Genomic DNA, 17,594 nt, shown 5'->3' on the forward strand with positions numbered 1-17,594 from the left:
AGTGAAACGAATTTGAGTCGCTTCACTCTGCTTCTATATTTCTTTAGTTAAGGTAAAAATATTCCCTTATTTAAAACATTTTAATTCATGAGAATCCATTGCCGAATTTCCATGTTCTATTTTACTTCACCAGACAGTACATCCTGTTTTTCCAAAAAAGCTACAATTTCATTCATAGCCTCATGAAAGCTGCTTCGCTCCGGGAACGTATGGCCCGTGCCATGAATGATATGAAGCTTTCCCTGAGGATAAACTGCCGCTGCCCTTTCGGAATATCCCACCGGAACTGTCTGATCCTTGTCACCATGAATCAGAAGCACCGGCTTGTTGAACTTACCCATATCCTCGTAGAAATCGAAATTCCACATATCGACAGCATATTTTTTACCTAAGGTAATCCAATCCTGATAATTCACGATATCGTCCACATCATCCAGGGAAGCATAAAGCTTATGCAGTTCATCCGTGATGACGAAAGCCGGATAAAGTAAAATCATTGCCTGCAATTTGTCAGTGTGCCGGCTGGCCACAATGGAGGCTACCGCGCCTCCCTGGCTTTCTCCTAATAAAATGATATGGTCCTTATCGACAAAATCCCAGTTTTCGGCAGTCTTCAGCACGGATTCCAGATCAGCGACCTCCGTCATCACGGACATTTCTGTGGTCTTTCCTTCGCTGCGGCTTTGAGCGCCGCCCCCGCGATAATCGAAAATATAGACGGCGGCACCCCGTGATGCAAGCTCCTTGGCATAATCCACACCTACTTCATGACTGGCACCAAGCCCATGAGAAAAAATAATGAGCGGCATTTTTCCACTGCACGTTGGACGATAAAGCTGTCCATAAATATATTTTCCGTCATTAAAGGCAGGTTGTTCCGTAACCGTATAGGCGTGCCGACGGGCTAGTATTTTGCCGGCAGTCTGTGAAGCAGTCTCCGATACCGTCATTGCTGCTTCCTTCGCAAAGGCAGCGGGTATATTCGGAGAATCTGCCATCAGAACGGCAGCCGACAAAAGCACTACCATAATCCGCAATGATTTCTTATTATCCATGGTTTCCTCCGAGAACCCTTGAAAGAGAGTTCCATAAATCATTTTTCACTTATGTATCCTGAATTCAAAAACCTCTTTTAATGTTTCCACAGGCGGGCGGCGATTTTCTCACCCATGAGGAATCACTGTCATATACAAAAGGACATCCAGGGCAATCGCAGCTATGACGCAGAGAATCACAGGAACTTTCTTCCATGCAAGAATGGCAGCAATCAGACCGCCGAAGACGCCGATCTCCCTGTGTGCCGTGTCGACACTCAGGATGCCCGGAAAGATCAAGGCTGCCATCGCTGTACAAGGAATCATCGTGAGAAACTTTTCCACCTTTTTAGGCAGTACGATTTTTTCCATAATAAGGGACGGGAGCACCTGGGGTACATAGGTCACGAGGGCCATGCCCAGAATCATAATCATCAGGGACGTATTCATGATTCCACCCCGCTTCCTGCCAAGTCGGGCATGAAATAAACGCCTGCGAAGGCCCCTAAAATCATCGATGTAATGACTGCCCAGCTGCCGGGCATCACACCTGTCCCATTCCCCAGTTGAGAAGGGCTGTCAGCAAAACCAGCAAAGACAGGCGGCGATTTCCTTTGGCGTGAGGAATGAGGAGCGCAATAAAAGCTGCATAAAAAAAGCAATACCAAAGCTATCAATGACAATGGGCGGAAGAAAATCAGTCAGGAAGCAGCCGCCTACCGTACTGAGGACAAAAAAGAAATACATGGACGTATTGGCCCCCAGAAGGAAAGGATAGCTCCGTTCCTACGACAGGGAAAAGACTGCAAACGATTCGTCGCAAAGAGCAAAAGAGCCCAGAAGCTTATCTCCCAGACTTGCCCCTTCAATGCGCCTCCAGACAGAGGCACTCATGACAAAGTGCCGCAAGTTCAGGAAAAAAGTTCCCAGGATAATAGCTGCCACGGGAGCCCCTGCCGTCATCATGCCGATGGTCATGAGTTCCGAAGCTCCGGCCATGACAAGAACGGAAAGAAGAATTCCCTCAAGTTTACTCATTCCTGCCTGCATGGCGAGAAGACCGATGGAAAGGCCGTCAGGAATGCAGCCCAGTCCCGGCGGCACAGCCGCTTGGGCGCCGTCCCAGAAGTTTTTCGTAAAGAATGCCCTGGCCAACAAAACTCCCTTCCCTCTCTCGTCTCCCATAGGCGCAAAATTTATTCTCACCATTGTAGCAAAAAAATCGTCGAGGTGCTTTAGCAAAAGTATAAAATCTGATTCTATATATAATAAAAAGGGCGTCTGTACCTGCTTTTTCAAAAAATAGCAGACTCAGCCGTCCTTGGCAATGCGATATTGTTTTTTTCTGCTGTGAGACACAATTGCAGTATAAAAATCTTAGAAACTCGGTGGTGATATAGCAAAGATAATCTTGGCAGCCTTTTCAGAATGGTTGGCCCATTTATGGAGACTCTGTGGAGCGATTCGAATGGAATCCCCTGTTTCAAGGACATAATGATTCTCATCCACATAAACTTCAATAGGACCGTCCAGCACATAAGCAACTTCCTCGCCTATATGGCTGACCATTCTGGCTGATTCAGCGCCTTCATGAAGCTCCATGATACAAAATTCTATATTGCCCATCGACCCCGGTGTAAGCAGGGAATATACGGTATCCTGCTCTTCCGGTTTTCCCATTGTTCTCCGCTTATCCTTACGAACAACGATCTCTGTCTCTTCCTCTTCTTTAAAAAACAAATATAACGGAACATTCAGTGTTTCAGAAATATCCTTTAAGGTTTTGATAGAGGGATTCGCCAGTCCGCGTTCAATCTGGCTTAACATGGAGGCCGTAACTCCGGATGCCTGAGCTAATTCACGAATGGACATGCCTTTCTCAGCTCTAAAGGTCTGGAGTTTTTTGCCTATATTGATTTCTGCCATAATTCCTCCTCCAGCTGACAATAATCTTCTTCCCCATTGTAAGCTTCAAGCACAAAAAACTAAAAAGCTTACTCCAATCGGGAGAGGGCAGTATACCCCCTCCCGATTCACTATTCCGGGGATTCGACTTAATTAATCATATCAGAAGAATTATCGCAACGCAAACTTTTACTTTTCTGCTTCCAGGGATTTTCCCTTTTCGTAGTACTGCTTCATGATTCTTTCAGGAACCATACCGCCGCCTGTTGCCCAGACGATGTGAGTCGATTGACTCATCACTTCCGTTAAATGCTCCTTCTGCAGATACTGCCTGCCGGATGCCGTTCCGAATATACGGCTGGGACCTGCCATGCCGGCGAGGGCGCTCGGTTCCAGGGCAATATGTTCGGAATCGAATAATTTTGCAAGCATCTGATACATGTGCTCATCCGTCAGCGTGTAGATTCCGGAAAGGAATGGCGTCATGAGTCTTCCGACAAAGCTGGAAGGTCTTCCCACTGCCAGGCCGTCTGCCGCAGTCTTATTGTCGATACCAAAATCCTGAACCGAAACTTTATCATGCAAGCCGGTCATCATTCCCAGCAGCATGCATGCAGAATGCACAGGTTCTGCGAAGAAGCAGTGTACATTGTCACCAAATACCTGTTTCAGGCCAAAGGCTACTCCTCCGGGTCCTCCACCTACACCACAAGGCAGGTAGACAAATAACGGATGGTTTGAATCGACGGGAATCCCAGCCTTTTTCAGTTGCTTTTCAACACGCAGTGCCGCTACTGTATAGCCCAAAAACAGTGTTCTGGATTTTTCATCATCGACAAAATGGCACTTGGGGTCAGCTTCAGCTTCTTTCCTTCCCTGGGCAACAGCAACGCTGTAGTCCTTATCATACTCCTTCACCAATACGCCTTTCTCACGGAGCATATCCTTCTTCCACTGTCTGGCGTCGGCCGACATATGGACAGTTACCTTAAAACCCAATGTTGCGCTGATGATTCCAATAGAAAGTCCCAGGTTGCCGGTAGATCCTACAGCAATGCTGTATTCCGAGAAAAGTTTTTTAAACTTTGGTTCCAGGAGAACGGAATAATCATCAGTCAAGTGCAGCATTCCGCTTTTCAGTGCCACATCCTCGGCGAACTTCAGTACCTCATAAATGCCGCCCCTGGCTTTGATAGAACCGGAGATAGGAAGATGACTGTCACACTTCAGCAGAAGATTTCCCTTGATTTCCGTACCGTACATGGCATCAAGTTCTTTCTTCATTTTTTCAATCGGACGAAGCGGACTTTCAATGATGCCTCCCGTGGCTTTCGTCTCCGGAAACGCTGCCTGAAAGTAAGGTGCAAACCGTGCCAGACGTGCTTCCGCATCCCGGATGTCTGCCATGGAAAGTTCTGCTTCGGGAATTGCTTCAGCCGCGGGCTTTTTTCCGGCATTGAGCCAGAATACTTCTTCCAGTTTGCACATCTTATCAATCAGTGGATATTTCCTGACCCACTCTGCATAATCATGTCCCAAGATTTTCATTGATTTCAATCCCCCTGTATCAGATGACACCGGTCAGTGAAAGAACAGCCTGACCAATAATAACCGAGCCGAAAAATGTTCCAAAGAAAGTAATCAGTGATACCACAACTATAGATATACCCTGTTGGCGGAAAGTATTCAAGTCTTTCCCTACAGAAATTCCCGTATAGGCCATAAGCACGGTGATCAAGCTCATCAGTTCAACTTTTTCAATATGAGCTATACAGAACTCAGAGAACGGGAATAGTCCCGGAATGGAAATCAGGATTGCCGCCAATGAGATGTATACGATATCCGGAAAATTTTTCGGCAGAATCATACTAATTATGTTCTCCACCAAGGTCGCAAGCAGCACACATGCTGCCAATATAAGAAGCCCTGGAAGAGCCTCAAGAGGGCTCACTGCCGCACCGGATTTGCCGGTCAGGATATAATTCGCCACGGAAGCGATGCACAAAGAAACCAATAATACTTTAATGCGCTGAACCCATTCCTGAACTGTCATCATTCTACCTCCTTAACTGTTACCTGCTCCACTGCAGTCTTTTCAGTTACCTATTTAACAGGAACCCCATTTTTATAATGAGGATTGTGCTTTGTCATGGCCGCGTAAACAAAATTACACATCGGCAGAGTAATCAGAAGATACTTGTAAAAACTATCTACGGAACTTAGCACGTTACTAGACGTAGCAAATGCGGTAATTTCATTTGCGTAATCAGGATAATATTCAATAACCGAAGCAATTCCGGCCATCATCATCGAAGTAGATCCACTTCCGCAGGCCATAGCCAGTGCATAGGGATGAAACACATGCAGTGATGACAAGAGGGATGTGATAATACCGACAAAGAGCGTTCCGAGGATTGTACCGGTCACGTACCCACCCATGACGCCAAGGCCTTCGTCAGAATCCAGGCCATACTTGCTGCCGATGATTGCAATACCTTCTTCTCTGGAAATAGAGAAACTGCATCCAACCGCGGCGCGCCCCATATGGAACACTGCAATAGCAATGGGAAGGGCCAGGATAACTGTCATGATACTGCCAAATTCCTGCAAAATCATGGCAATACCTGCCTGACGGACGATGTCGAGGTTAGGGCCGATTCCCGTGCCGCACTTAGCTACAACCAGTGTGGCACAGATTGGTCCGTACGGAGAAGCCTTTTCCATGATTTCTTTAGGAATCACCTTGAGGCCTCCCAGTATCGTTCCGAAAATCAGCGCATAGAGCATGGGAAAGATTGCAAATGCTGCAATACCGAAATCAAATTTTACCGTTCCTATCATCTCTGCCACTACCGTCAAGGCAAAGGCAAGTAAATGAATCTTCACGTCCATCAAATTCTTCTTCATGGCTTTTTCCTCACTCAAGCTTACCCCAGGTATTCAGGTACTCTTCTTTCGTCATAGCCGGTTTATAGTCTTTGATTACTGCAAGGCCCGTTTCGGCTCCTTCGGCCAGCATATCGATGGCTGAGCAGATCAGCACCTTTGCCGTCGTCAGATACGCCGTTTCCTTATCAATGATTTCATAGTTCTCACTGTGCATATCTCCCTTGGAAGCAGCGATGTAAGCATGTACGGTCGGGAGAAGCTGGGAAATATTGCCGGCATCGGTAGAGCCGCCGTCCCATTCGGAAATACATTCCGTATGCTCATCTCCGAAGAAATGTTTCAGGTTGTTGTAAACAACCTCATCAAGAGGCTGGTAATGGCGAACAGGAAGATATCCTGGAAGTTCGGTAATCTTGCATTCAGCACCGACTGCATAAGCTCCTGCCTGCAGTGCGCGGTTAACCTTCTTGCTCGCATCGATAATGGCATCCATGCTGGCACCTCTTACATACGTTTCAAGACGTACATCAGCCGGGACAACGTTTACCAAATCACCGCCCTTGGTGATAATCGGATGTACACGGATATGATCTTCATCGCGGAAAGTTTCACGCTGTGCGTGAATAGCGGCCAAGCCGAGTTCTGCTGCGTTGAGAGCGTTGATTCCCTTGTAAGGTGCAACACCTGCATGAGCCGCCTTCCCGATATAGCGAATCAGTTTACCCACAAAACCGATGGTGCGGTTTCCTGCCATTGCCTTGATGGGCTGATCACCCTGAGAGAAAATGTGCTGCATAATCATAGCATCCACATCATCCATGACTCCCAATTTGATGAATTCTTGTTTGCCGCTCAGGAAGGAAATCTTCCCCTGATTTTTCAGATTGTTACGGTATTCAAGTTCAACAAACTCTTCACCCGGGACTGCCATCAATGCGATATCTCCATAGAGATCATCCATCAGATGGGCATCATGGATTGCATAGGCGGCCCCGGCGAGACCTGCCATCATGCAGTGATGTCCGCACGCATGAGCAGCACCGGTATGGCAGTCTGCATGGGGATGTCCGGGAACGAGCACGGCGTCCAGTTCTCCCATGATTGCAAGCTTCATACGGCTTTCCTTGCCCTTTTGATTGGCAATTACACCGGTCAGTGCCACATGATCTTGATGTTCAAATCCGATTTCATCCAGCAATTTCTGGAACTTTCTTGAAGTCTTCTCTTCGCGATATCCCAGCTCCGGCTCAGCAAAAATTGATTCTGCAAAGGCATAAATTTTATCTCTGTTCCGGTCAATCGCTTCACAAGCCTCTTTCTTTAACTGCTCTTTTGTACGCATTTTTTCTCCTCCTTTAAAGTCATTCTGTTAACTAATATTTTACGGTGTTAAATATTTTTGTTAATATATATTTAACACCGTTTAACACTTTTGTCAAGCAAAATTTAACGTTTTTTTGTATTTTTAAATATAATTAAATTCTGCTTCAAAATATCATCAAAAAGATCATTAAGGATGAGATGCGTACACCGGTAAAACAGGTAAGTTTTTCTACGACTGCACCTTCGTTATGGATTGTAGGGTGTTTAACTTCTCCATTATGGCAGGCATAAACGGTAACACTCTGAGACACGCAGCTCCTCCTTTCATTTTTTGTATTAAAACGGCAGCATCTGCTATACTTGAATTAAAAAAATCCTCAAGGGAGGTAAAAAATATGTCTGAAATCAAGGATCTCGTAAATCGGTATATAGCAGCTATTCATTCACAGGATAAACAGGAATTCCGCTCCCTTTGGAGCGGCTCTGACGCTGATACCATGATTTCTGTCGCCAAGGTATATTGCGGGACAGATTCCATCGTCTCCAATTTTCTGATTGGAGCTATCCAAAAAGCCTATAAAGAAATTACTCTTATAGCGGATGAAGAGCCGGAAATCCATCAGCTGACAGAAGATACGGCCATTGTAATCTTCCGCTATCACACGGAATGCATTAAAAGGCAGGACGATTCCGCCTATGGCATCAGTGGTATAGAAACACAAGTCGTAAAATGTATTGATGGACAATGGAAATTGTGCCACGTGCATTATTCGAAAAAATAAAGACAAAATAAAAAGACAGATACCCGAAATTTTACGGATACCTGTCTTTTTTAGTTTTTAGGAAAAGCGTATTCTCGTTGTTTAATCAGTCTTTCATATATTTATCTGCAAAGGAACTCATTAACGTATATGTTTCCTTAGCTTCGGAAAGTTCCGGGAAGATAAACGGCCAATCGTGGGACATATCGTCGAAGAGATGCATTTCCACCGTGCTGCCGGCCGCCTGGGCATGATTCGTGTAGAGTGCCATATCGTCTACAAAAAGTTCATTCTTTCCGCCGATAATCAGAGTAGGCGGCAGATTTTTAAGGTCAGCGTAAATCGGAGATACGTACGGATCTTTCAAATCAGCCGTACAGAAGTAATCCTCATTGTTATTGACAGCTTTCAGCATGGACGGATTATTTTCTCCCAGGACCAGATCTTTCTTCACATTCGTATCGTGCGTCGGAAGATGACCGGCATCTTCCCAGGGAGAATAGAGAACCAGAAGGCCCGGCATGGGCAGCTGATGGTCACGGGCGTATAAAGCGAGTACGGTTGTCAGGTTTCCGCCTGCCGAATCACCGGCAACAACAATCTTATCGGCCGGAACGCCGGAAGAAAGGATGGCCTTATAGGCTGCAACTGCTTCGTTCAGGATCTCAGGGTACAAGGCTTCCGGTGCAATGCGGTAATTTAAAAGATACGTATCGCCGTCACCTAATGCATGGGACTGGGCAATGGCCCAATCGCGATAACCATTGGAAATTCCCTGCACGTAGCCGCCTCCATGGAGGAAAAACAGAACGCGGTCCGTTCCTTTCTTTTGTGGCATATACTTTTCGACCCGGACGTTTTTGAAGGTAGTCAGGTCTTCCGTCCAGCCTTTAGGAACGACATAGGCCTCTTCTGCCTTTTTTGTGCCTTTAAACATAGTCGCCGTCTTGTTTTCCATATACTTCATTTTATCTGCACGGGTCGTCATGGCGGCCGTTTCCGGATATTGATAAGGATTTACATAGGCGGCTTCTGCCATGCCAAGACCAGTGAAAAAAGTTCCTGCCATCAGTCCTACCACAAAAAGTTGGTATCCTTTTCTCTGTTTCATCATCTTTCCCTCCAGAATTTGCTATAAAAAACACTCCCCCTGCTCAATCCTGAAACAGAAGGGAGTGTTCTGCTGCTCACTTCGCTGTACCTTTATAGACCGCACTGACATCCGATATCATGTCGCGGTTTTCTTTATGTTCCGGTTCCTGCGTCAGCGTAGCCTCCATGGTCACGTTCTGATCCTGACTACCTTTGGTGAAGCTTCCTGTAAAGAGCTCATCGCTGTACTTATAGAGCGTTGCTTCCATGACAACCTTATAGGAGCCGTCCGGAACCGGCTGCCCTTTGGCATCTTTGCCGTCCCAGATAAGAGTATGAGTTCCACCCTGAGGCGTAGCGCTCGTCAAAGCGTCTACATCCTTGCTGTCCATTTGGGCAAGATTCGATTTTTTGACCCATGTCGGAATCGACATTTCCCGGATTTGGTAACCGCCTTGGGCAGTAAAGCGCGTCGCCATGAGGGTCCGCACGACTTTACCCTCCGCGTTCTCAATCCAGACAGCCATCTGATTGGACCATGCACCGGACTTTGGTTTGTACGTATACGTCAGTGTCAGCGTACCGGGCTGCTGATCTGTTTTCTGCGCTTTTTCCGTCTTTTGAGACGTCTCAGTTTGCTGAGTCGCAGCATTTTGCGCCTGTGCGGGCTGCTTTTCATTGCTGCAGCCGCCGATAAGAGTCAGAGCCAGAAGCCCGATAAGAATGATATTTTTTTCTCTTATTTTCATGTCAATACCCTCCTATTCAGAGCTCAATTGAGTACTGACTATTATAAATCATTTTCGAGCTCGCGGAGCACTTTTGCCGGCACGCCGCCAATCAGCACATTATCAGGCACATCCTTTGTCACAACGGCACCAGCTGCAATAATGACGTTGTTGCCAATCGTCACACCGGGCACAATGGTCACGTTGCCGCCAATCCACACATCGTCACCGATATGCACTGGTTTAGCAATGCCGAGATGCTTCCTGCGGCCGGCAGGTGTCAGAGGATGGTTGACCGTGCTGATAAGGGTGTTCGGCCCGATAAGCACATGGCTCCCGATATAAACCGGTGCAATATCAAGAATCGTTACGTTGTAATTTGCGAGAAAATCGTCGCCGACATGAATGTTGCTGCCGTTGTCGCAGCGAAATCCGGGCAGAACTTCCGGATTTTCACCGACACTGCCGAAGAGATTCCTGATGGCCTGAATTCTTTTTTCGTGGTCTGTCACGGGGACAGCTTCGAGGGCATCGGCCATCTTCACGGCATGAAGCTTGCGGCCGTTTACGCCGGGGTCCGTCATATCATAGGGAAGCCCCGCATCCAATTTTTCAACTTCTGTCATCATGATACATCGCCTCAACGATAAGATTCTTCATAAATAGCCAGATAATCGGCATCGCTCAGAGGCAGCGGATCTGCCGTGATGTCTCCGCCCAGCACTTCATGAACACGCTTCGGATACTTCTTGAGCTCTTCCTTCGTAATGCCCGCATCGCTCATCTTGAGGTCCGCACAGCCCACGGAAGCGATAAGATTGTCGAGAGCACGGATAAAGTCTTTGCCGGAAGTCGGATTTTCCACGCCCATGGCCTTAGCCATCTTGATCATAGGCTCTTCTGCTGCCTTACGTTCTGCAAAGAAGTCAAAGTAAGCGTGGGAAATCATAATCAGCCCGGCGCCGTGAACGAGGTTGTCGTGGTAACCGCCCATGACGTGTTCCATCGTGTGCTGGCTCGTGCAAAGCATATAGTAACCGGCGAGCGTATTAGCAAGCGCTACATAAGAACGAGCTTCCTTATTGGAACCATCTTTATATGCAGTTGGCAGATACTTGGCAATGAGTTCAATGGCCTTCAGCGCAAACATTTCTCCCATAGGATGCTCATTCTTGTTGATAACGGATTCTGCAGCATGATAGAAAGCATCCATTCCCTGATAAGCCGTAAATTTAGGCGGTACGCTCATCATAAGGTTCGAATCAACGACAGAAAGAGTCGGGAACATGGAAGTAAAGAAGATGCCCGTCTTTTCCTGCTTTTTTTCGTTGGTGATGACAGCAGCCATATCAACTTCGGAACCCGTTCCGGCAGAAGTCGTAATAGCTACAATCGGAGCTGCCTTGTGAGCCGGATTTTTCTTGCCGCCTTCGGCAGAAAGGCTGTAATCCCAAATATCACCGTCGTTGGTCATCATGAGGGCAATGCACTTGGAGCAGTCCATAACGGAACCGCCGCCCAGGGCAATCACAAAATCGCAGCCCGTCTTCTTTGCCAGAGCCGCACCGTCCATGACGTTGTCACTCGTCGGGTTCGGGCGAACCTGGTCGAACAGTTCATAAGAAACACCGGCCAGATCCAGTTCCTTTTCCAGCGCTGTCAGATAACCATATTTTTTAGTGGAAGTCCCATTCGTTGTGGCAATGAGAGCTTTCTTCCCAGGCAGAGCTTCCGTATGAAGAGACTGCAGTTTCCCGGCACCGAACAGAACTTTAGCAGGCATATAAAAATCAAAATAGTACATAATGATAACCCCTTTCTTTACATCACAAGATTTTTTCTTGATAAACGCTTTATCACATCATCGATGTTGGCTATAGTATACTTTCATTTTAGACTGGAAACAGTCATATATATTAATAATATTAGTGGTAAATCTTAATATACAGTATTGTTTTTAAAAGCTTCCCTCGTTCTAAAATATTCTTACAAAATAAGACGCAAAAACGGCCGGCAATCAAAATGACTGCTGGCCGTTATATTTTTATCAGTAACCGAATTCAACTTACAGAATTAATTCGCATTGGCTATTGACAATTATAATTTACGATTGTAATATTTAATTAACAGATTGAGAAAATGGATCCATTCGTCACCTGTTAGCTTATTACATCCATATCTATTACGGTTCTATATTTTTAATGAGTTATTCACTCAAACGAGAGGAGATTATAATCATGAAAAAATTATTACAGAACATCTATGAAGCTATCGGTGAAACTCCTATGCTCAATTTAAGCCGCATTGTAAAGCATTATGGCGTCAATGGTCAAATTTATGCGAAACTCGAATTCTTAAATCCAGGTTACAGTAAGAAAGACCGTCCTGCCCTGCAAATGATAGAAGAAGCTGAAGCAAGCGGGGAACTAAAACCGGGACAGCCTGTCATTGAATTGACCAGCGGCAATACAGGAACAGGTCTTGCTATCGTATGTCAAGCCAAAGGTCATCCTTTTATTGCTGTCATGTCTGAAGGCAATTCCACAGAAAGAGCTCGCATGATGAGAGCTCTAGGCGCTGAAGTCGTGCTGGTTCCCCAATCCGGTACCGCTGCGAAAGGAATGGTATCGGGAAAAGATCTGGAGCTTGTCGAACAACGCACACAGGAATTAATCAAAGAACGCGGTGCTTTTCGTGCCGATCAATTTAAGTTAGATTCTTCCTATCGTGCGCATCTGCTGCATACAGGCGAAGAAATGTGGCAGCAAAGTGATGGAAATATTGATGTATTTCTGGATATGGCAGGCAGCGGCGGAACATTCGAAGGCTGTGCCGAAGCGCTGAAAGCGCATAACCCTGCTATCCGCTGCTATATCGTAGAACCGGAAAATGCTGCCGTCTATGCCGGTCATCCCATCAAGAATGGCGGCCGCCACAAGGTGCAAGGATGCGGCTATGCCATGGATCTGCCAAAGATTAAAAAGGAAAATGTCGACGGCACGGTACAAGTCAGTGACCAGGAATCCATTCAAATGGCTCGCGACCTGGCACGTCTTGAAGGCTGTTTTGTCGGTGTTTCATCAGGTGCTAACGTCGCTGCTGCCGTAAAACTGCTTCGCGGTACCGAACAAGGAAAAACGATTGTCCTGACACTTAATGACAGTGGTCTGAAATACTTGAGCACGGATTTATTCCCACGATAAAAATAATCATACGCAAACAATCAGACAAGGAGACTGTTGTCTCTCCGCCGATTTTTACAGAGGGTAATAGTTAGTTACGTAGGCATTGACAACAGTCTCCCCACGATTGCTGTATATATGGGGCTCTGACGCCCGGAAACTGATAGCATCTCCCGCCTGCAGGAGATAGTGCTTATCTTTGATTTCAATTTGCAAAACACCGCTTTGTACAAGCAGGTATTCAAACGTATGCGGACCATGACCGGCAGATCTATATTGGCACCCCGGATCCAACTCCATTTGAAACCATTCAAAATTCCGTTCTACCGAAAAAGCATAATAACAGCGAAGGCGATAGTGACCATCTTCACTGCGCTGTACCGGCAGTTCATCTTGCTTAATCAACGCAGCAGAGTGCTCTGTCGATTCCAGTAACGCTGTATAAGGAATATCCAGCGCATGAGCTATTTTCCATATGTTGTTGATAGTCGGATTGCCGCCGCCTTTTTCGAGCTTTGAGAGCATGACCTTGCTCAATCCGGTTTTTTCGGCCAGTTGGCCGAGGCTCAGCCCTTTTTGTTCCCGAATGTTTCGTAAATTTTCTGCAATAATCTGGTCTACTTCCATAATGTCTCCTAAAATATAGTAAACTTTTATTAATTATATTTTACCACATTAAGTATATTTTGTAACTCCTGGTAATCATTTGTCATAAAAAAGCAATCGTTTTTTACGTTTACAAGCTATAAAAGGAGCTGTGACCGATGAACAACAATCAAGCAGCTAAGCAAAGTTCAAAGGCTGTCGCGGCCATGAAACCCGCCTTTGTAAAAACAATTCCAATAACGACCGGATTTATGTTTCTTGCCATTGCATATGGCTTTTATATGCAGCGCATGGGATTTTCCTTTTGGTACCCCACATTGATGGCTATGACCATTTTCGGAGGTTCCCTTGAATTCGTTACCGTTCAGATGCTGCTTTCACCTTTTGCACCGATTCAGTCTTTTTTGATGGCGCTGATGATTCAGGCACGGCACTTATTCTACGGCATTGCTATGCTGGACCGTTATAAAAATACGGGGTGGAAGAAATTCTTTCTCATATTCTACATGTGCGATGAAACATTTTCCCTGATTTACACGACACCCGTCCCGGAGGGCATCGATAAAAATTGGTACATGCTGTGGATTTCATTTTTCGATTACGCTTCCTGGGTACTTGGAGCAGCTCTCGGCGGCATATTCGGTTCCCTGCTTTCCTTTGAGACAAAGGGCATCGACTTTGCCATGACCTCCATGTTTGTTGTGATTTTTCTGGAGCAGTTCCTTAATGATACGCAGCACCTTACGGCTTATATCGGGTTTGCCGCTGCTAGCGTCTGCCTGATGGTATTTGGCCCCAATTCCTTTATCATTCCGACCATGATTGGTATTCTCGTCTTGGTAACAGTTTTTAGAAAAAAGATTGAAGAGGCAGGGGGCATAACAAGATGACATTAACTGAGCAAATCATTACAATCGGCGTCTGCGCAGCCGCTACGATGCTCACGCGCTTTCTGCCGTTTCTTATTTTTTCTTCCAAAAGACCGACACCGGTTTATATCCAATACCTTGGCAAGGCGCTGCCGTCCGCTATCTTTGCGATGCTGGTCGTATACTGTCTGAGAAATGTGCAGTTTCTTTCCGGAAGTCAAGGCATTCCGGAACTCGTTGGTATCGTCGTGACCGTAGCCATTCACCTATGGAAAAGGAATATGCTCCTTTCCATCTTTGCCGGCACAATTGTATATATGTTAATCGTAAGATAAGATTAAAAGGGACTGTGAAAAATAAAAAGCGCTTTTGGCATTTGGCTTATGGCATTTAGCCTCGCCTGCAAGAGTATGTTAAAGCTTTTGATTCAAATAAAATATGATATAAAGGCTGAAATTTAGCAGGTACCCTAAATTTCAGCTTTATTTTTATAAGTTTGTAGAAAAATGCTTTGTCATTTTTCGTCCATAGGCGGAATGGTGCGGGCTGCGGACAGCGGAAAGCGACAAGGGGCTGTAAAATAATGTGTGTGCATTATTTCACAGCCCCTTTTATGATTCTTGATATCACTCATTACAAAACCGGGAGCATTCTTTTATTAAAGCACGAATAAACAGTTACCTATAGAACATCAAGCTCAAGATTTTGAGCCGGAGCCGTATTCGCCTTTAAATGTTTTATAGTTTCGAGAGGCCCGAAAAAATTCACGTGTCCTTAGGCGGGATTCAAAATCTTGGTCGCATAGTGTACGGACGCTACCGCATTCGGTGCGTAACAATCGGCTCCGATGCTCTTGGCGTACTCATCCGTCAGCACCGCCCCGCCGACCATAACACGGCAGTCAGGCAGCTCCCGGTGTACCAATTTAATGGTATCTTCCATGGCACCGACAGTTGTCGTCATGAGGGCACTGAGTCCGATCAAATGAACATGGCGCTTTTTAGCCGTTTCGACAATCGTTTCGGGCGGGACGTCACGGCCCAGATCAATCACGTCAAAGCCGTAATTTTCGAGGAGCACCTTCACAATATTCTTGCCGATATCGTGAATATCGCCTTTGACGGTAGCAACAATGACCGGTTCGCCCTTTTTCGTCGTGCCGCGGCTCTGCAGTTTTTCTTTCAGAATTTCAAAACCGGCCTTGGCCGCGTCGGCACTCATCAGAAGCTGCGGTAGGAAAAGTGTTTTCTTTTCAAAGGCATCCCCTACCCGGTCGAGCGCCGGGATCATATATTCGTTGATTATATCGAGCGGCTTTTTGCCGTCTTCCAAAAGTTTACGCACCGCCGTTTCTGCCGGACCAATCAGGCCCTTGACAATAGCTTCGTCAAGAGAAAACTCTTTCTGTCCAGCAGCCGGCGCCTTCTGCACCGATACAGACGCCGATTCCCGTTTGGTTTCTTCCTGTCCGGCAAAGTAGTTGATATAGTTTCGGCAGCTCGTATCATATCCTCTCAGGGCTCCAAAGGAATACCATGCTTCCATCATAGGGGCACTGTTCGGGTTGACGATGCCCGCGCTGAGTCCTGCCTGCATAGAAAGGCCGAAGAACGTGCTGTTGACGCCGTCACGGTGCGGCAGACCGAAGGAAATATTGGAAACGCCCATGACGGTTTTGATATTTCTGGCCTTGAGGGCCGTAATGATAGCAAGGTCAATCTGTGCGTTCAGAGCACCCGTACTAATAGTCATGGCAAGAGGGTCAATGAGGATGTCGCGGGCAGGAATACCGATTTTATCCGCACGCTCAATAATTTTATCAGCCACGGCAAGCCGCTTTTCCGCGCTCTCCGCAATACCCTCGTCGTCCAGGCACAAGCCTACGAGCATAGCGCCATACTTTTTGGCAATAGGCAGTACCTCAGCAAGCGATTCTTCCTTACCGTTTACCGAATTGAGCAGCGGACGGCCGTTATAGACGCGCAGGGCCCGCTCCATAGCCTGCGGGTTGGATGTATCGATCTGCAGGGGCACAGCCGTAATGGACTGCAGGGTCTTCACCGTTTTTTCGAGAAGCGCCGGTTCATCAACGCCCGGCACGCCGACATTGACATCCAGTACCTGGGCGCCTTTATCGAGCTGCTCCAGAGCGAGCTCGCAGACGTAATCCATATTTTCTGCCTTCAAAGCTTCTTTGAGGCGCTTTTTCCCTGTCGGGTTGATGCGTTCCCCGATAATGACCGGCATGGTTTCAAAATCGACCGGCGTGCCATATCCGGTAATAGCACTCGGAGCCGCTTCCCGCGGTGCCGGCAGCGGAATGTCACTGACGATATTTGTCATCAGGCGGATATGTTCCGGCGTCGTTCCGCAACAGCCTCCTAAAATTGCTGCTCCCTCTTTGGCGAGCCCCGTCATGAGAGAGGCATACTCCTCGGGTCCGACTGGAAAAATTGTCTCTCCGTCCCGCTCTACAGGCAGTCCCGCGTTGGGATTGACTACAAGAGGCAGGGAGACAGCCGCTTTGGCCCGTCCAAAGAGCGCCGCGACTTGTTTCGGGCCGAGGCCACAGTTAAAGCCTGTTGCCGCCGCGCCCAGGGCTTCTGCCAGGATCATAGCCGATTCCAGGGATGCCCCGTTCAGCAGTTTGCCGTCCTGGTCAAAGGTAAAAGTTACAACTATGGGCAGATCCGAATGTTCCTTGGCTGCCAGGATAGCCGCCTTGGCCTCGTAGCTGTCGCTCATCGTTTCAATCAGAACAAGGTCCGCACCGGCCTTTTTCCCGGCTTCAACCTGTTCTGCATAAAGGCTCACTGCCTCCTCAAAGGGTAAATCGCCGTAAGGCTGCAGCAGCCGTCCGGTCGGGCCCATGTCGAGCGCTACATAGCCCTCTTTCCCGGCTGTCGTCATCGCTTTTTTAACGTTATCGACCGCCGCCGTGACGAGCTGTGTCACTGTCGGGGTCCCTTTTTCATCAGAGAACTTCAGCCGGTTGCAGCCGAAGGTGTTCGTTTTAATAATATCGGCACCATTTTTCAGGTAGGCAGCATGAATCCCCTGCACCACATCAGGATGGGACAAGTTCCAGGTTTCCGGGAGTTCTCCGGCCTTAAGCCCTGCCGCCTGCAGCATCGTACCCATAGCACCGTCAAAGAATAAGCGTTTCGTTTTAATAGCTTCAAGAAAATTCATAGTGACTCCTTTC

General features: G+C 47.0%; 18 protein-coding genes. 4 read left to right on the forward strand and 14 right to left on the reverse strand.

Features of this window, described 5'->3' with window-relative positions:
• Positions 1-116: 116 nt before the first annotated feature.
• The 8 genes from LKE33_11825 to LKE33_11860 form a co-directional block, all read right to left on the reverse strand.
• The gene (locus LKE33_11825) at positions 117-1,055 is read right to left on the reverse strand and encodes an alpha/beta fold hydrolase (protein MCH3951603.1); all 939 of its coding nucleotides are present in this window, start codon (positions 1,053-1,055) and stop codon (positions 117-119) included.
• 108 nt (positions 1,056-1,163) lie between these two features.
• Positions 1,164-1,484 carry an AzlD domain-containing protein gene (locus tag LKE33_11830; GenBank protein ID MCH3951604.1) on the reverse strand — a complete coding sequence of 107 codons (321 nt, stop codon included), beginning with the start codon at positions 1,482-1,484 and terminating at the stop codon, positions 1,164-1,166.
• A 336-nt stretch (positions 1,485-1,820) separates the two neighbouring features.
• Complete coding sequence (locus LKE33_11835; protein ID MCH3951605.1) at positions 1,821-2,189, reverse strand: AzlC family ABC transporter permease; 369 nt, start codon at positions 2,187-2,189, stop codon at positions 1,821-1,823.
• Between the two features lie 222 nt (positions 2,190-2,411).
• Positions 2,412-2,960 carry a helix-turn-helix domain-containing protein gene (locus LKE33_11840; GenBank protein MCH3951606.1) on the reverse strand — a complete coding sequence of 183 codons (549 nt, stop codon included), beginning with the start codon at positions 2,958-2,960 and terminating at the stop codon, positions 2,412-2,414.
• 168 nt (positions 2,961-3,128) lie between these two features.
• Positions 3,129-4,487: a D-serine ammonia-lyase gene (locus LKE33_11845; protein ID MCH3951607.1), complete on the reverse strand. Its 1,359-nt coding sequence runs from the start codon at positions 4,485-4,487 to the stop codon at positions 3,129-3,131.
• Positions 4,488-4,506: 19 nt separating this feature from the next.
• Entirely contained in the window at positions 4,507-4,995 is a 489-nt protein-coding gene (locus LKE33_11850; protein MCH3951608.1) for a hypothetical protein, read from the reverse strand.
• A 47-nt stretch (positions 4,996-5,042) separates the two neighbouring features.
• Entirely contained in the window at positions 5,043-5,846 is an 804-nt protein-coding gene (locus tag LKE33_11855) for a DUF3100 domain-containing protein (GenBank protein ID MCH3951609.1), read from the reverse strand.
• 10 nt (positions 5,847-5,856) lie between these two features.
• Positions 5,857-7,170 (reverse strand): amidohydrolase, encoded by a 1,314-nt coding sequence (locus LKE33_11860; protein ID MCH3951610.1) that lies wholly within the window; start codon positions 7,168-7,170, stop codon positions 5,857-5,859.
• 376 nt (positions 7,171-7,546) lie between these two features.
• On the opposite strand from LKE33_11860, the gene LKE33_11865 reads away from it, so the two are divergent.
• The gene (locus tag LKE33_11865) at positions 7,547-7,933 is read left to right on the forward strand and encodes a nuclear transport factor 2 family protein (protein ID MCH3951611.1); all 387 of its coding nucleotides are present in this window, start codon (positions 7,547-7,549) and stop codon (positions 7,931-7,933) included.
• Positions 7,934-8,018: 85 nt separating this feature from the next.
• Here LKE33_11865 and LKE33_11870 read toward each other — a convergent pair whose 3' ends face one another.
• The 4 genes from LKE33_11870 to LKE33_11885 all read right to left on the reverse strand — a co-directional run bounded on the left by LKE33_11870 (position 8,019) and on the right by LKE33_11885 (position 11,536).
• Positions 8,019-9,026: an alpha/beta hydrolase gene (locus tag LKE33_11870; protein ID MCH3951612.1), complete on the reverse strand. Its 1,008-nt coding sequence runs from the start codon at positions 9,024-9,026 to the stop codon at positions 8,019-8,021.
• A gap of 73 nt (positions 9,027-9,099) precedes the next feature.
• Complete coding sequence (locus LKE33_11875) at positions 9,100-9,753, reverse strand: DUF2271 domain-containing protein (GenBank protein MCH3951613.1); 654 nt, start codon at positions 9,751-9,753, stop codon at positions 9,100-9,102.
• A 41-nt stretch (positions 9,754-9,794) separates the two neighbouring features.
• Positions 9,795-10,361, reverse strand: coding sequence for a sugar O-acetyltransferase (locus LKE33_11880; GenBank protein MCH3951614.1), 567 nt, complete (start codon positions 10,359-10,361; stop codon positions 9,795-9,797).
• 11 nt (positions 10,362-10,372) lie between these two features.
• Positions 10,373-11,536 carry an iron-containing alcohol dehydrogenase gene (locus LKE33_11885; GenBank protein ID MCH3951615.1) on the reverse strand — a complete coding sequence of 388 codons (1,164 nt, stop codon included), beginning with the start codon at positions 11,534-11,536 and terminating at the stop codon, positions 10,373-10,375.
• Positions 11,537-11,969: 433 nt separating this feature from the next.
• On the opposite strand from LKE33_11885, the gene LKE33_11890 reads away from it, so the two are divergent.
• Positions 11,970-12,935 carry a cysteine synthase family protein gene (locus tag LKE33_11890; GenBank protein ID MCH3951616.1) on the forward strand — a complete coding sequence of 322 codons (966 nt, stop codon included), beginning with the start codon at positions 11,970-11,972 and terminating at the stop codon, positions 12,933-12,935.
• Positions 12,936-12,989: 54 nt separating this feature from the next.
• On the opposite strand, the gene LKE33_11895 is transcribed toward LKE33_11890, so the two are convergent.
• Entirely contained in the window at positions 12,990-13,541 is a 552-nt protein-coding gene (locus LKE33_11895) for an XRE family transcriptional regulator (protein ID MCH3951617.1), read from the reverse strand.
• A 137-nt stretch (positions 13,542-13,678) separates the two neighbouring features.
• On the opposite strand from LKE33_11895, the gene LKE33_11900 reads away from it, so the two are divergent.
• Both LKE33_11900 and LKE33_11905 read left to right on the forward strand, forming a co-directional pair.
• Positions 13,679-14,410: an AzlC family ABC transporter permease gene (locus LKE33_11900; protein ID MCH3951618.1), complete on the forward strand. Its 732-nt coding sequence runs from the start codon at positions 13,679-13,681 to the stop codon at positions 14,408-14,410.
• Positions 14,407-14,724, forward strand: a complete 318-nt coding sequence (locus tag LKE33_11905; GenBank protein ID MCH3951619.1) for a branched-chain amino acid transporter permease — start codon at positions 14,407-14,409, stop codon at positions 14,722-14,724. Before LKE33_11900 ends, LKE33_11905 begins: the two co-directional genes overlap by 4 nt.
• Positions 14,725-15,163: 439 nt before the next feature.
• Here the strand turns inward: LKE33_11905 and LKE33_11910 are convergent, their stop codons facing one another.
• Positions 15,164-17,581, reverse strand: coding sequence for a homocysteine S-methyltransferase family protein (locus LKE33_11910; GenBank protein MCH3951620.1), 2,418 nt, complete (start codon positions 17,579-17,581; stop codon positions 15,164-15,166).
• Between the last annotated feature and the right edge of the window lie 13 nt (positions 17,582-17,594).

Origin of the sequence: Acidaminococcus sp., from assembly GCA_022482815.1 — a bacterium.
In the GTDB taxonomy this organism is placed as follows: Bacteria; Bacillota; Negativicutes; order Acidaminococcales; family Acidaminococcaceae; genus Acidaminococcus.